The organism is Vogesella sp. XCS3, from assembly GCF_020616155.1.
Taxonomy (GTDB): Bacteria; Pseudomonadota; Gammaproteobacteria; order Burkholderiales; family Chromobacteriaceae; genus Vogesella.
On the sequence record NZ_CP085530.1, the window covers coordinates 2,714,156 to 2,728,211 of the forward strand.

At 64.7% G+C, this 14,056-nt stretch carries 10 protein-coding genes; 2 read left to right on the forward strand and 8 right to left on the reverse strand.

The window, feature by feature from the left end:
- Positions 1-66: 66 nt before the first annotated feature.
- From LCH97_RS12970 to LCH97_RS12990, 5 genes are all read right to left on the reverse strand, one after another.
- Entirely contained in the window at positions 67-3,039 is a 2,973-nt protein-coding gene (locus LCH97_RS12970) for a TonB-dependent receptor (RefSeq protein ID WP_227302055.1), read from the reverse strand.
- A gap of 100 nt (positions 3,040-3,139) precedes the next feature.
- Positions 3,140-4,183: a FecR domain-containing protein gene (locus LCH97_RS12975; RefSeq protein ID WP_227302056.1), complete on the reverse strand. Its 1,044-nt coding sequence runs from the start codon at positions 4,181-4,183 to the stop codon at positions 3,140-3,142.
- Complete coding sequence (locus LCH97_RS12980; protein WP_227302057.1) at positions 4,180-4,659, reverse strand: sigma-70 family RNA polymerase sigma factor; 480 nt, start codon at positions 4,657-4,659, stop codon at positions 4,180-4,182. Before LCH97_RS12980 ends, LCH97_RS12975 begins: the two co-directional genes overlap by 4 nt.
- A gap of 62 nt (positions 4,660-4,721) precedes the next feature.
- Positions 4,722-6,275, reverse strand: a complete 1,554-nt coding sequence (locus tag LCH97_RS12985) for a diguanylate cyclase (RefSeq protein WP_227302058.1) — start codon at positions 6,273-6,275, stop codon at positions 4,722-4,724.
- A gap of 203 nt (positions 6,276-6,478) precedes the next feature.
- Entirely contained in the window at positions 6,479-7,486 is a 1,008-nt protein-coding gene (locus LCH97_RS12990) for a class I SAM-dependent rRNA methyltransferase (RefSeq protein WP_227302059.1), read from the reverse strand.
- Between the two features lie 158 nt (positions 7,487-7,644).
- Between LCH97_RS12990 and LCH97_RS12995 the strand changes: the two genes are divergently transcribed.
- Entirely contained in the window at positions 7,645-8,523 is an 879-nt protein-coding gene (locus LCH97_RS12995; RefSeq protein ID WP_227302060.1) for an HD-GYP domain-containing protein, read from the forward strand.
- Between the two features lie 10 nt (positions 8,524-8,533).
- Here LCH97_RS12995 and LCH97_RS13000 read toward each other — a convergent pair whose 3' ends face one another.
- From LCH97_RS13000 to LCH97_RS13010, 3 genes are all read right to left on the reverse strand, one after another.
- Positions 8,534-9,274 (reverse strand): sporulation protein, encoded by a 741-nt coding sequence (locus tag LCH97_RS13000; RefSeq protein ID WP_227302061.1) that lies wholly within the window; start codon positions 9,272-9,274, stop codon positions 8,534-8,536.
- A gap of 163 nt (positions 9,275-9,437) precedes the next feature.
- Entirely contained in the window at positions 9,438-11,501 is a 2,064-nt protein-coding gene (locus tag LCH97_RS13005; RefSeq protein ID WP_227302062.1) for a tetratricopeptide repeat protein, read from the reverse strand.
- A gap of 191 nt (positions 11,502-11,692) precedes the next feature.
- Positions 11,693-12,532, reverse strand: a complete 840-nt coding sequence (locus LCH97_RS13010) for a tetratricopeptide repeat protein (RefSeq protein WP_227302063.1) — start codon at positions 12,530-12,532, stop codon at positions 11,693-11,695.
- A 216-nt stretch (positions 12,533-12,748) separates the two neighbouring features.
- Between LCH97_RS13010 and LCH97_RS13015 the strand changes: the two genes are divergently transcribed.
- Positions 12,749-14,023 carry a hypothetical protein gene (locus LCH97_RS13015; RefSeq protein WP_227302064.1) on the forward strand — a complete coding sequence of 425 codons (1,275 nt, stop codon included), beginning with the start codon at positions 12,749-12,751 and terminating at the stop codon, positions 14,021-14,023.
- Positions 14,024-14,056 lie beyond the last annotated feature (33 nt).

Here is a 14,056-nt window from a genome sequence, read left to right on the forward strand (position 1 = left end):
CTGCTTGCTTTCTGGTTTGGTGAGGGTTGGCCGCACGCGGCGGCCGGCAGTGTGGGTGGGCTATCGCTAGAAACGGGCGCTGATGGCGGCGCGGTAGGTGCGGCCAGGCCCCGGCATCAGGCTGAGGGTGAGCGGGTCGAGATAGAAGCGGTTGGTCACGTTGTCTACCGCCAGCTCCAGCTTGGTGTTGCGCGCCAGCTGGTAGCTGGCAAACAGGTCTACCAGCGTGAACGGCCGGGTCAGCACCTGGTTGGCGGTGCCGTTGTAGCTTTCCCAGTCGCGGCCGCTTGAAGCCTGCTCGGCGGTGGGGCCGCTGGTGTACAGCACGCGGGTGCCGGCGCTGAGGGTGTCGTTCAGCCAGCGCCCGCCCAGCGTCAGGTTGGCGCTGAGGCGTGGCGGCACGTGGTTGCGCACGTAGGCGGTGGAAAAACCGGTGGGCGAGCAGTTGCCCAGCGTTGCGTACGGGTAGACGGTGTGGAAGGTGCCGCTGTCTTCGTCGTACACGTCGTAATGCTTGGCGCGGAAGTAGTCGGCGGTCTGGCGGTCGCAGATTTCCACCTGGCGGTGGTAGGTGGCCGACAGTTCGCCGAAGAAGCCGCCGTTGTCGTAACCGGTTTGCAGCTCCAGGCCCTTGATCTGGTAGCGGTCCATATTGGCGATGGTGAAGTTCTGCATGCCCGGCAGGCCCTTGAACGGGCGGCGTGTCAGGTAGCCGTCGCTGCGGTTGTCGAAATAGGCCAGGCGCGCGCGCAGCTTGTCGCCGGGTTTGAGCCAGTCGTCGCGCAGCAGGCTGATGCCCACTTCGCGGTTCTTGCTGCGTTCCGGTGCCAGCGGGTTGAGGTAGGGCGCGGACGAGCCGAGGGTGGATTCCATCAGGCTGGGCATGCGCAGCCCTTCGCTGTAGCGGGCGTAGGCGCTGACGCCGCCGCCCAGCTGCAAGGTAACGCCGGCCATGGGCGCAAAGCCGCTGTCCTGGCGGCGGAACGGCGGGGCGTACTCGTAGCGGGTGGACAGGATGTCGCTGTATTCGTTGTCTTCGTCTACCTCCAGCCGGCTGGCCTGGGCCGGGTCGAAGCTGGCTGGCGTGTCGGTCCATTGGTGTAACTGGGTGCCGGCCTGCAGGCGCGGGTCGGTGGCGGCGCTGTACTCGCCGTTGGCGTCCGGCAGCCATTTCAGGTAGCCGATACGTTCTTCCGCATCGCCCTCGCCCTGGTAGACGTCGATGGTGCGGTAGCGCTGTTCGGTGTGGTGCGCGGTGGCCTGCACGTTGTGATCCTGGCTGGCAAAGCGGCTGTAGCGCCCGCCCAGCTCCAGGCTCAGCCAGTCGTTGGCCGCCCAGTCCAGCTTGAAGAAGGCGCTGTGTTCGTCGCGCTGGCCGCTGCGGATAGTGCGGTTGTGGTTGATGTCGTCCAGGTCCACCAGCATGCCCTTGCCGGGGCCGGTGCGCTCGCGTTGCAGCGACACGCCGTAGTCCAGCTTGAAGGCGCCGGCGGCGGTGCGCAGCAGGCTGCTGTTGCTGATGTCGGCGCCGCTACGGGTGGCGGCGGTCTTGACGCGGTAGCGGGCATCCAGCCAGGCGGGGTCGTTTTCGTTCCAGCTTGGCTGGGGCTTGCCTTGCTGCGGGTTGCGGAACACGTCGCCGTTCATGGCGTCGCTTTGCATGTCGGTGTGCCACACATTGGCTTTCAGCCGGATCAGCGGCTGCGCCGCCGGTGCCCACTGGTAGCGCGCGCTGTAGCTGTCCAGCAGTACGTGGCTGCCCGGCCACTGCATGATGTAGCCGCTGTCGTTGCGCAGGATCTGCGACGGCATGATCTCGCCGTAGTGGCTGTCGTAACGGCGCCAGGCCAGCTCCAGCGCGCTGTCGTCGTCGGGTCGCAGCGTGCCTTTGAGCAGCAGCGAATCGCTGCGGTTGGCGGTATTGGTGACCTCTTCGCCTGGCCGGTACACGGTGGTGACGCCGGCTTCTACTTCCGGGTTGGTGCCGCCGAAGTTCATCCAGTTGTTGTACACGCGCAGCTTGTTGTAGCCGTGCTTGCCGGCAAAGTAGTTGCCCTGCTCGCGGTGGGCGTAGGCGGCCACCAGCTCGTAGCTATCCTGGCGCGTGGCCAGCGCCACGCTGCCGGCGCCGGCGCGGCCATCCAGCCCCGGCGCGTGCTGGCGCGGCGGGGTTTTGATGCTGGCCTGCGGCGTGGCGGTGTTGCTTTGCAGGCTGCCGCGCAGCCGCACGCCGACGCGCTCGCCCGGCAGCAGCACGTCGGCGGCTTTCAGGGTATCCATCTGCACCAGGCCGCCAACAGCACCGGCACCCTGGGCCGACAGGCTGGGGCCTTTTTCGATGGTGACGCTACTGATCAGGTCCGGGTCCAGGTAGCTGCGGTCGGCGGCACCGGCGTAGCCGCGGTACACGCTGATGGCCTGCTGGCTGCCATCGATCACCACCGGCACCCTGCCCTGCCCCTGCATGCCGCGCACGTTGACATCGACCGCGCCGCTATTGCGGCCATCGCCCACCTGTACGCCGGGGGTGCCCTTGAACATGTCGGCGACCGAGGTGCCGCGAAAGCGCTCGATCTGCTGCTGGTCGATCACCGCGCGCGAGCCGGCCTTGACGTAGGGGCGGTCTGCCAGCGCGATATCGTCGTCGTGCAGCAGGCTGGCCGCCTGACGTTGGCCGCGTACCTGCAGCGCAGACAGGGCGACGTCGCCCTGGGCGGTGGCCACTGGCTTTAGCGTGATGGTGTTATCGCGGATCTCGGCCCGCAGGCCGCTGCCGGCGAGCAGGCGATGCAAGGCGTCCCGCACGGTGAGCTGGCCTTGCAGTGCCGGGCTATGGCGGGTGCGGGTCAGCGCCGCGTCGACCAGTAGCACCATGCCGGCTTGGCGAGCCAGCTCGTTCAAGGCGCTGCCCAGGGGCTGAGCGGCAATATCGAAGGCCTGGGGCAGTGCCGGTGGCGGGGCACTGTAGGCGGGGCTGACAAACGCCAGGCTGAGTGCCAACAAGAGTGGGCGCAGGGATGGAGCTGGTGTGCGTGGCATGGTGGGGGCTTTTTGTTTGTATCAAAAATCATTCTCAATTGTGAAAACGATACAAACGTACAAACCCTGATGTTGCGGGCAAAAAAATCATGCAGACACGTCAGCGCTGCGGCGGCTCCGCAGCGCTTTGGGCATGAATCAGCCATTGCCCATGTTGCCGGGTGACAGCCAGTGGCAACACGCGTGGCAGCGCGTGGGCAAACTGTGCCGGCTGGTAGGCGTTGAAGGTACCGGTAAGGCGCAGCTGCCCGCTGGCAGGGTTTTGCAGCTGTAGCTGGCTGGGCCCGTAGCGGTTGAACTCGGCGATGACCTCGGCCAGTGGCGTGTTATCGAATAACAGGCGCCCGCTGCGCCAGGCGGCCACGGCGGCCGGCGGAACCGGCGTGATGTGGCTTAGCCGTGTGCTGTTGCTGGCCAGCTGCTGCCCCGCCTGCAAGGTGGCTTGCTGCAACGGCTGGCGGTCGGCGTCGGCGTCGTGGCGGTTGCTGTACTGGCGCACCCTTACCTTGCCTTCGGCCACGGCCACCTGATAGTTGCGGCCAACCTGGCGCACGCTGAAACGGGTACCCAGTACGGTGACGCGGCGGCTGTCGGCCAGCACGTGAAAGGGGCGCTGTTTGTCTGGTGCTACCTGGAAAAACGCTTGTCCGGCCAGCAGGCGGGTATCGCGTTGCTGGCGGTACAGGGTAACGTCCACCCGGGTGGCGCTATCCAGGCTAAGCCGGCTGCCATCGGGCAGGGTCACGTCGCGCTGCTCGCCCTGTGCGGTGACCAGGCTGGCCTGGTACAACGGTTGCTGCTGTTGCCATTGCTGCCAGCCCAGGCCGCCAGCGATGGCACAGCACAGGCAGGCGGCTGCGGCCAGGGGCAAGCGGTTGCGCCGTGGTGGCAGGGCTTGCAGCATAGGGGGCAGCTGTTGGCGCAGGGCATCGCGCTGTGCCGCGCTGGCGCTGCCCAGCAGGCTGTCCAGCGCGTGCAGCTGTTGCCAGGCTTGCGCGTGGGCCGGGTGGGCTGCCAGCCATTGCTGTAGCGCAGCGTGCTGCTGTGGCGATAGGCCCTGCTGCTGGCGCAGTAACCATTGTGCCGCCTGGTAGTCGATGCTGTCTGGCGCGGGCGTTGCGGGGGTGAGCGGCGTTGTGTTCATGGCGTATCCTGCCCGGCCATGCCCTTCTTGCACGCCAGCATGCCGTTGATGATGTGTTTTTCTACCATATTGACCGAAATGCCCATCTGTCTGGCAATGTCGGCGGTGCTCAGGCCATCAAACTTGTACAGCACGAAGGCTTGGCGGCAGCGTGGCGGTAGCCCGGCGACGATGTCCAGCAGCCTGGCCAGCGATTGCTGGGCCGCTACGGTACGTTCCGGCTCGCAGGCTGGCGCGGCGGGCAGCTCGGTGTCGTTCAGGGCGTGTTCCGGGTGGCGTTGCTGCTGGCGGTGCTGGTCGATGAGCAGATTGCGTGCGGTGGTGTACAGCAGTGCACGCGGCTGGGCGGGGGGGGTATTGCCATGGCTGGCCAGTACGCGGGCATAGCTTTCCTGCACCACGTCTTGCGCCTTTTCCCGGCAGCCGGTACTGCGTGCAATGAAGTTCAGAAGTTCGTGGTAATAGCGCTCGAGCACTGCAACAGCCTGTCCTGTAAAGCGCGGAGTCTAGCATGGTTGCAAATGGGAATCACTATTAATTATGGCAGGGCGAGCCAGCTACGGTTACGCCCGGCGGCCTTGGCCTGGTACATGGCGGCGTCGGCACGGGCGATAAGGTTGTCGGTGGTTTCCCCCGAGGCGTTGAGTGTAGCGACGCCGATACTGGCGGTAATGCGTAGTGTCTCGCCTTGCCACTGCAGCGGCAGGCTGGCCAGGGTATGGCACAGCCGCTGGGCCAGCTGCATGGCCTCTTGCTCCTGCTCTTGCGGCAGCATGATGCAGAATTCTTCCCCGCCCCAGCGCGCCAGGCTGTCGATTTCGCGTAGTGTGCGCCGTAGCTGGCGGCTGACTTCCTTGAGTACGTAGTCGCCAGCCGGGTGGCCCAGGCGGTCGTTCAGCGCCTTGAAGTGGTCCAGGTCCAGCATCAGCAGGCTGAAGCGCTGCTGGTAGCGGGTAAAGCGTTGCTGGTTTTGCAGGCAGCGTTCCAGAAAAGCCCGCCGGTTGAGCAAGCCGGTCAGCGGGTCCAGCGTGGCCTGGCGGGCCAGCTCGGCTTCGGCGGCCTGGCGCGCCATCTCCAGCCCGCGTACGTGCAGCAGGGTGCCGATACCGTCGGACAGCGTGGTGAGGTGCTCGACGATTTCCTGGTCAAAGCCCCCTGCCCGGTTCGCCAGCACCAGCACGCCCATCACCGACAGGTGAAAGAAGCACGGGATGACCAGCAGCGACTGGATGCCCTCTAGTGCGCCACTGTCGTCGTACAGCGCGGGCTGGTTGATGACCAGAGGCTCCCCCTCGGCAATGGCCTGCCCGTAGACATGGTCGAAGCCGTACAGGCGGTAGCCACGGCTATCGTGGCTAAGCTGTGGCATCAGCCATTGCAGTGCTCTTGCTTCCAGGTGGGCAATGCTGGGGATATCAAGGTAGCAGCTGTCGCGGTCGTCTACCTGGCAGCTGGCAATAAACGCCAGCGTAGTCTGGCTCATGGCCAGCAGCGAGTGCAGGATGGTGCTGCAGGCAGCGCCCAGGTCGCGGTCCAGCAGAAAGCTGCTTTGCGCCTGGTTGATGGTGAGCAGCAGCTTGCTCTGCCGTTCGGCCAGCTGTAGCAGCATGCGCTGGCGTATCAGCTCGCACAGGGTATCGGCCAGCTGTTGCAGGCGGGCCCGCTGGCGTGGGCCAAAGCGCCGCGGGCGGTGGTCCAGCAGGCAGAGGGTGCCGATGACGTTATGCGCGTCCAGCCGTAGGGGCGCCCCGGCATAAAAACGGATGGCCAGCTCGCCAGTGACCAGCGGGTTGTCGGCAAAGCGTTCATCCAACAGGGCATTACTGACGACCAGCATGTCGCCCTGCGACACGACGTGGTTACAAAACGAGATGGCACGCGGGGTTTCGCAGACATCCACACCGACCTTGGCCTTGAACCATTGCCGTTCGCTGTCGATCAGCGAGATCAGGGCCACGGGCACGCCAAACAGCCCGGAGGCCAGCTGTACCACGCGGTCGAAAGCTTCCTCGGCGGGGGTATCCAGCAAGGCGGTACGCGCCAGCAATGCCTGCCGGGCCTGCTCGTGCGGTGGTGGGTCGGGTGTGTGCATGCGCCTCTCCTGGGCCGGGCGGTCGGGCTGATGCTGGCGCGGCCAGCTTGCAGTATGCGGGCTGAACGCGCGGTATGGCAGTGCGGCTTAGGCGCCTGCCAGGCTGGATTGTTATATCGATACTGCATGCAACATAGCAAAAAAGCCCGGCTGCGGCCAACCTTGCGGGTGGCGGCAGCCGGGCTTTTGCACGGCGATGTGGCTTATACGTGCAGCAGCACCATTTTCAGCGGCGGGTTGCCGTCAAAGGTGGGGAAGTCGTCTTCCGGCGTGATCCACTCGGCGTCACGTACGGTGCGGCCGGCTTTCTCGGCGCTGCGCTTGAGCTGGGCCAGCCAGGCGTCGCGGTCTACCTGCGCCACGTTGTTGCAGCAGATCAGCATGCCGCCTTCGGCAGTGGCCAGCAGTGCCGGCTTGAACAGCGCCGGGTAGTCGTTGATCAGGTCTACCACGCCGAACGGGCTCTTGGCGTAGCGTGGCGGGTCCAGGAACACCAGGTCGAACTGGCGGGCTTCCAGCACCGGGAACGGGGGCATTTTCTTGCCGCGTACCATTTTGGGCTGGCCAATGCCGGACAGCTGGCGCAGCGCGGCAAAGCAGTCGCTTTCCACGCAGCGCGGGCGGGTGGCCAGGCTGTTGATCTTGGCGTTGGCGCGCGCTACCTGCAGGCTGGATTCGGCAAAGTCCACGTTCATCACAAAGCTGGCACCGGCTTTGGCGGCGGCCACACCCACACCACCGGTGTAGGCGAACAGGTTCAGCACGCTCTTGCCTTCGGCCAGCTGCATCACACGGCGGCGGCCGGCGCGCAGGTCGAGGAACAGCCACGGGTCCTGGCCCTGGTGGCGGGCCTGGAAGTGGTACTTCACGCCCAGCTCGCGGATGGTGCGCGGCGCCTGGGCGGCTTCCAGCTGGTCTTCCGGCAGGCGGTTGCCGATGCGCGAGTTGGCACCGCTGCGGTCGTTGTACACCGCAGTCAGGCCCAGCGGGGCGTAGTGCGCCAGGATGGCCTGGTGCTCTTCTTCGCTCAGCGGGGTGTGGAAGGTTTGCAGCAGCAGCACGTCGCCGTAGCGGTCGATGGTCAGGCCCGGGCGGCCTTCGGCGCTGCCGTGAAACAGGCGGTAAGTATCGGTTTCTTCGCTGGCCAGGCGGGTTAGCAGCGCGGCGCGGTGCGCGTCGGCGGCTACAAGCAGTTCGGTCAGGGTGGACATGGTGTTCTCGCAGACAAAAGAAGGCGGCCGGCAGCACAGGGCTCCGGCCGAATGGGCTAATTGTACGCGCTTGCCCGCAGCGGGCTGGTTTTTTTACGCCAGCTTGTAAGAAAACGCCGCCGTTTACGGCTAATTTCTATAGAAGCAAAGGGGGAAACATGGAGCAGGCGCAGGCATTACTCAAGTCTTTATACGTGATGGCCATGATGGTGGAGGCGCGTGATGCCTATACCGGCGGCCATTTGTGGCGGGTGTCGCAATTTGCCCGCCTGGTGGCCGAGCGCATGTCGCTGCCGCCGGACGAAGTAGCGCGCGTGGCGCTGGGCGGCTTTTTGCACGACCTGGGCAAGGTGGGCATTCCGGACGCGGTATTGAACAAGCGCGACCGGCTGACCGACGAAGAGTACGCCGTGATCAAGACCCACCCGCAGGTGGGTGCCGACCTGCTGGCCGGTCACCCGCTGGCGGCGCTGGCCATGGACGCGGTGTGGCTGCACCACGAAACGCCGGATGGCCGTGGCTACCCGCGCGGCCTGGCCGGGGCGGCTATCCCGCTGGTGGCGCGCATTGTCGGGGTGGTGGACGCGCTGGACGCCATGACCAGCTCGCGCCCCTACCGCGCCGGCATGCCGCTGGCCAAGGCGCTGCAGATCATCGAAGACAACCTGGGCGGGCAGTTTGACGCCGAGGTTGGCCGCATCGTGCTGGCACTGGGGCAGGAAGGCGCGCTGGATGCCGTCATCGGTCACAGCGCGCCGGGGCGGCCGTTGCAGCAGTGCGTGGCTTGCGGGCCTACGCTGGTGATGCATAGCGAGGTACAGGACGGCGACACCGTACATTGCCCGTCGTGTGCGATGGGCTACCACGTGCGCCACCAGGCGGGGCGCTGGCAGGTGGCGGCCACCGGTGCGGCCAACCCGGTGGCGGCGCGCCAGCCGCGGGCGGATACGCAGCTGATCGATAGCCTGGTGCAGCCGGCTTACCGCCTGCTGCCCAGGCCCAAACGCTGGCTGGGCTGGTTCGGCCCGTCGGCCTGAGCCGGCAGGCTTACAGCGGCAGCTGGCGGCGTAGCTCGTCAGCCCAGTTGCGGCTGGCAAAGTCGGCGCCCATCACCAGCGAGCGGTAGAAGTCGCCGCCAAAGCGGGAATCCACCTCGATCAGTACGTGGGTTTCGTTGCCCCACGGCAGGAAGGTGAGCTCGATTTCCTGGATGCGGAAGTTGCCGCCACGCGGTTTGAGCTCCATTTCCTGATAGCAGCCCAGGGTGCTGGCCACATTGCCGATACGCGCGGTGCCCACTTCCACGTCGGTGCTGTACAGGCCCCAGCCCAGCTGCTCGAATGCGGCCAACAGCGCGGCTACCTGCGCGGTGGGGTGCACTTCCAGCAGGTCGCGGTCGCTGGCGTCCACGGCCGAGGCAATGGCCAGGTCGGTGTGGATCCACACCGCCAGCGGGCGGCCGTAGTGTGCCAGCGCGTTGATGGGGGTTTCGGCCGGCAGCTGCAGCTGGAAAGGGAACTGGCGGGTTTCACCGGCTTTTACCGTAAAGCGCTGGCTCACCAGAATGCTGCCCAGCGGCAGCGCGCCGCGTACTTCGTGGTCGCCTGACTCCTGCTCTGCTTCCACCATCAAGACCAGCTCGATCTTTTCGATGTCCTGGTCGGCATTGCCGCCCTGTACCACCACGCGGCCGGTAAGCATGTCACCAGGGCGCAGGCGCGGGTTGTCCAGCTGGGTATCGACTTTGGCGCCACCGACGCCGATAGAGGCAAGCAGTTTCTTGAACATGATGTTTCCGTAGGTAAGTGCGGTAAGTGCGGGTGCCGTCTGCGGGCCCCAGCTGGCACAGACTCCGGGTAATGATGCGGGTTCCTGTACCTGCTGCGGTGTGGGCCGGCAAAGCAAAAAAAAACCGCAGCGCCAGGCTGCGGTGTGGGTGAGCGGTGCCGGTTTACTTTTTAACCGGTGCTGCTTCCGGTGCCACGGCAGCGTTCAGCTGTGCCGACAGTTCGGTGAATACCTGGCTGGCGGCGGCCTTCATCTTGCTGGCCTTGGCCGATGGTTTGGCGGTTTTCGCTGGGGTCGCGGCAGCTGGTGCTTCGGGGGCGGCGGCTTTGTCAGCCACTTTGGCCGATGGTTTGGCGGCTTTTACCGTGCGGCCAGCCAGTGCCGGGCGAACATAGACGACGTAGCGTTCGATCTCGGCCAGCAGCTTGCCCGGTACGTTCATGCGGCGGGACAGGTCCTGTGCACGCGCCAGCTGGGCGCGGCCCATGTCCTGTTCCAGCTGCGACAGGTTGTTGGCTGCCAGCGTGTCGCCCTGGGCGCGTGCCAGGTTATGCAACGCGTAGGACACGGTAGCGTCTTTCGGTACGCCCTGGCCGTAGTAGTACATCACGCCCAGGTTGTTCAGGCCGCCTACGTTGTACTGTGCGGCTGCCTTGCGGTACCAGGCCACAGCTTCGTCGTTGCTCTGTTTCACGCCCTGGCCGTTTTCGTACAGGCCACCCAGGCTGAACTGCGCATCGGCGTTACCGCTCTTGGCCGCTTTGCGGTACCAGTTGGCCGCTTGCTCGTAGTTCTGCTCGGTACCCTGGCCGTTGTAATACTGGGCGGCCAGCGCTACCTGTGCGGCGACGTTGTCCTGCGCGGCGGCTTGCTGGTTCAGGGCAAAGGCGCGTTTCGGGTCGAACGGTACGCCGTTGCCTTTCATGTGCAGTGCAGCCAGGCTGGCTTGCGCCTGCGCGTCGCCCTGTGCGGCTGCCTTGGCGTACCAGCTGGCGGCCTGCGCGTAATCCTGTGGCAGCTCGTTGCCCTTCTCGTACAGCTGCGCCAGGCTGGTTTGCGCGCCGGCGTGGCCCTGGTTGGCGGCCTTGTTGTACCACATGGCCGCATCGGCCAGGTCTTGTGCGGTGCCCTGGCCTTTTTCCAGCATCTGGCCCAGGCTGTACTGCGCGTTGGCATCGCCCTGCTCGGCGGCTTTCACGAACCAGCTGGCGGCCAGCTGTTCGGTAGCGCGACGGTGCCATACCGCGGCTTGTGCCGGGTCTTTCGGTACGCCCAGCCCGCTCTGGTACAGGTTACCCAGCACGGCCTGTGCATTCGGGTGGCCCTGAACGGCGGCTTTGCGGAACCAGTTGGCCGCATTCACGTAATCCTGCTCTACGCCACGGCCCTGCTGGTACATCTGCGCCAGGCTGAACTGGGCATCGGCGTCGCCTTGCTCGGCGGCCTTGGCAAACCATTCGGCGGCGGCGGTGTAGTCTTGCGGTACGCCTACGCCGTTATGGAACATGGTGGCCAGGCTGGATTGCGCTTCGACATAACCCTGCTCGGCGGCTTTGCGGAACCACTTGGCGGCTTCTACCGGGCTTTTTTCTACGCCACGGCCTTGTTGGTACTGCACACCCAGGTTGTACTGCGCCTGGGCGATGCCTTGTTCGGCGGCTTTACGGTACAGGGTGGCGGCCTGGGCGGCGTTGGACGGGATGCCGGTGCCGTTTTGTACCATGTCTGCCAGGTTGGTTTGTGCCTGGGCGTTACCGCTCTTGGCGGCTTTGCGGTACCAGTAGGCGGCACCGGTAACATCCAGCTGCTGCACGCGGCCGCTCTGGTACAGGGCGGCCAGGTTGGTTTGCGCAACGGTATTGCCCTGCTCGGCGGCCTTGCGGTACCAGCTGGCGGCGGTGGCCAGGTCTTGTGTTACGCCATTGCCTTTTTCGTACAGCTGGCCCAGGTTCAGCTGTGCATCGGCGTAGCCTTGCTCGGCGGCTTTGCGGTACCAGTTGGCCGCCTGTTCCAGGTTTACCGGTGTACCCAGGCCTTTGCGATACAGCTCGCCCAGCTGGTATTGCAGGCTGGCGTTGCCCTGCTCGGCTGCCGGCGTCCACTCGCGCAGTGCCGCGGCAAAGTCACCCTTGTTGAAGGCGGTACGGCCTTCCTTGATACCGGCAAAGGCCGGTGCGGCAAGCATCAGGCTGGTAACAATGACAGTCGTTGCGAGGCGTTTTTTCATATGCGTTTCTTTGTGAGTTGGGCGCCATGCCGGGCTGGCGTATCAAGTCTGGCCTGTCGCAGTGAGTGGTGCGGCGGCCTGCACGTTGCGGAATTCTTTAAACGTTAATCATATCGTGTTGAAGCCGCAAAGACATGACCGTTTGACGAAAAATGTCTTCCGGCTGGCTGCTTGCGCGTTTTTTGCAACCCTTATTTGCGTTGCGTGGGCGGCTTGTCGGCTTGTTGCAGCAGCTGGCGGGCGTTTTCCAGCAGCGCGCGGCCCTGGCTTTCGCGCTGGCTGCTGATGTACAGCCAGCCCAGCGCCTGCTGGGTGATGGCGTAGGCGTGGTGCTGGTTGCCCAGGTTCAGCGCCAGCAGAGTGAGGGCTTGCTGGTATAGCGCCTCGGCGCTGGGGTAGTCCTGCAGGTAGTGGTAGCAGTAAGCCAGCTCGCGCGTAATGATGGCCGCGTGCAGGCCGTCGGCGTTGCCGCGCCGCGTTTCGCCGTCCAGCGCGCTTTGCAGCAAGCCTATGGCGCGCTCGTATTGCTTTTGCTGCTGCAGTGCCGCGCCCAGGCGGGCCTGGGTGTAAAGCGTGTCGGGGTGGTCGGCGGGTAGTAGTGCCTGGCGTATGGCCAGTGCCTGCGTCAGGTAGTTGGCCGCTTTCTCCGGCTGTTGCTGCTGCTGGTAAAACAGGCCCAGCGTATGGCGCGAGTCTGCTGCCGGCAGGCTGGTTTTGCCTGCCAGGCTTTCCCGTACCTGCAAAGCCGTCTGTAGCTGCGTTTCGGCCGCTGCCGGCTGGCCTGCCTGCGCCAGCAGTCGGGCGTAGGCTTGCTGCGATTCGGCTACCAGCAGGTGGTTCGGCCCAAAAGCCTGCTGGCGCAGCGCCAGCGCCTGGCTGGCAGCTACGAGGGCGGCGGCGGTTTGCTGGCGGCTGCGCAGCACAAATTGCAGCCGGTGCAATATATCCGCCTGCAGCGCCGGCTGGCTGGCCGGTGCGCGTGCCAGCAAGGCGCGCAGCTGCTGCTCGGACTCCTCCAGCTTGCCCTGCATGGCCGGGCGGGCGCTGTTTTCCAGCAGGGCCGGTCAGTCGTCCCCGCTGCTGTCAGGCATGGCAGCTACCTGGCCCAGGGCCAGGACGGGTAGCAGTAACAGCAGGGGTAAGGTGACGCGGGGCTGGGTCATGGCGGGTGTCTGGGTGCAATGCGCCCATTTGACCCTGCCCCCCGCCGCGATGCAAGCGCCGGCGCAGGCGGCTGCGCACGGTTGATGCTGATAGAATACGGCATTGCCCGCCGGAAACCCGCCATGCCCAGCCCAGCCCGCCTCGTTCGCCCCGCCCTGCTCGCCGCCGCGCTGTGTGCGGCCAACCTTGCTGTTGCCGCCCAGCCCGCCAGCGCACCGTTTACCCCGGCGCAGCAGCAGGCCATCCGCCAGATCAGCGCCAGTGCCGCCCAGGCGCAAGTGCCGCTGGTGGCCAGTGCGGCTGCTGCCAGCGTGGCCAAAACTATCGAAGGCGAAAAGCAGGCCATCGATGTGGCCAAGGACGCGCTGGAAGTTGGCCGCAAGTCGGTGGATTGGTGGCTAACGGCTCTAGGCTTGGTTATGGCTTTGGCAGGTATCGGTCTGTCCGTCTGGTTGAGCCGTAAGCATGATGAAGTAGAGGTCAAACTGAAGGAGGCTGATGCTGCTAAGCAGAAAGCTGAGATTGCTTTGCGCCACGCAGAGCAGTTGATTGAAAATTTCAGCAAGCAAGCCAGTCTCATTCCGAATGCTGATGCAATCTCTGACAAGCTATCGGCCGATGTTCTTGAAAAACTCAAAATGGTAAAGCCACCACAGGTAGTCAAACTGATTGAGCAGGCATGGGCCGCGCACCATCAAAAAAACTGGGTTATAGCTAAACCACTATGGGAGCTACTCAGCTTGATCGAGAGTCAGGATGCCAACGTCTGGTTCAACCTGGCGTATGCCGAACAGCATGCAGGTAAAGACTTCCAGCTCATTTGTGATGGATACCAGCGTTCACATCTTTTGGAGCCGTCCGCGGAAGCCAGCAACAACTGGGGCAATGCCTTGTCGGATTGGGCTAATACCCTGACGGGCGAGGCACAGCAGCAGCGTTTTGCCGAGGCCGATCAGCGCTATGCCGAGGCAAACCGCCTGAAACCGTACTTTGCTGAGGCCTACTCTAACTGGGGCAATGCCTTGTTGGATTGGGCGCTTACCTTGCAAGGTGACGAGCGGCAAACCAAGCTTGCCAGAGCTGAAGAAGTACTACTACTAGCGAAGAATAAGGGTGCGAAGAGCAGCCACTACAACCTCGCCTGCCTGCGCGCCGTACAACAGCGCCCCGACGAAGCCTGCACATTGTTGAAAGAAACGTATGCCTTGTTGGATGAAATCCGCACCGCCGGTTTGGTGCCCGACTTTGCCCACCTGAGCACCGACCCCCATCTGGAGAATCTGCGCGGGCTGGACTGGTTCCAGGCGCTGCTGGAGCAGGTAAAGCAGCAAGAGGCGGGTAAGCAAGGTTCTACGTAAACATTGGTACTGTTTTCATCGCAAAAAGGTTGG